Consider the following 1,209-nt stretch of genomic DNA (forward strand, 5'->3'; position numbering starts at 1 on the left):
GGTCGGGGTGAGAGCGTCCTTGTATTCCCCTGATTCTACTGTAATCGCAGTATTATCACTCCTTTTATACGTCTCAATATCTTCCACCCATTTCCACCTGCCCATTATCTGAGATTTTGGAATACTATCGGGCGTGTAATAAGGATTAGGAACATTAACATTATATAAATTACTACCAATAAATTCCCACTGATAATTGCCAATATCTTCGAATTTTTCCAATTCTTTAATGAATTTATATTTACCGCTCAATTCTTTTTTTGAAAAGACTCCATATTCATACCAAATTTCAGAGTTTGCATCAACTTCTATATAATTACTCGATAATGGATTATATATTGCGTGAACAAAATAATCTTCAAACCCCATAATATTATATAGTTCATCATTTGCCTTTTTAAGTGCATTTTCAAAACTTAATGAAGGTCTATAAACATCAATAAATGATGGAATTGTATTTGCTTGTACTTGAAAAGAACTATAAGCCAACTGTGAAAGAACTAGTATAATAATATTTAACATAATAATTATTTTTCTCATTATTCACACCACATTCTCAATTCAATAGTTCTTGAAAACTTTACTTCTGAAGTTATTGCTGCAACCCTATCTTCAATATAAATATCATGTCCTTCCATATGAAACCAAGTTTTTGCCTGAGGTAGAAATGTAAACCAACCATTTTTCACTCTTATGTGATCCATAAGCATTTTAACATTTTCCGGCTTTAATCTTCTGAGTAAAAGTCGTTCTAAATCTTTTAGCTGGTCTACAGGATTTCCTTTTTCATCATATTTAATTATTACAGCTAAATAATCTTTATAACTATAGCTACCTTTTTTATCGTAGTAAACTCTATCGCTTTCTATCATTTTTAAATCTGCTGCTATGTTTTTCTCATCACTGTCTCTAACCGGATCTACCCATAGCTTGCCACCTTTAAAGTGGTCAGCGTAATTGGTACCTCTACTTGTGTAGGGTTTTCTTGCGCTTTTGTCAATGATGCGTCTAATTACAGCCACTCCCTCGGCTCTTGTTAAGGTCATCTCTGGCTTAAATGTGCCGTCAGGATACCCTGTGATAATACCCCCTTCATAGACCTTTAGTACATTTGCTTTGTGCTTACCTTCTACCATGAAGCTGTCTATTAAAGCGCCTTCTATTTCTTCTCCCTTAGTATAACTTGTACTCTCAAGATCTTCTAAGGCC

Annotated in this window: 2 protein-coding genes; both read right to left on the reverse strand. The window is 33.8% G+C overall.

Going from position 1 to position 1,209, the window contains the following annotated elements; translation table 11 throughout:
* A partial coding sequence (locus tag P0N36_RS15405) for a hypothetical protein (RefSeq protein WP_275843776.1) occupies positions 1-540 on the reverse strand: 540 nt, incomplete at its 3' end.
* A partial coding sequence (locus P0N36_RS15410) for an S-layer homology domain-containing protein (RefSeq protein ID WP_275843777.1) occupies positions 540-1,209 on the reverse strand: 670 nt, incomplete at its 5' end. The genes P0N36_RS15405 and P0N36_RS15410, both read right to left, overlap by 1 nt.

The organism is Petrocella sp. FN5 (assembly GCF_029210395.1).
In the GTDB taxonomy this organism is placed as follows: Bacteria; Bacillota; Clostridia; order Lachnospirales; family Vallitaleaceae; genus Petrocella.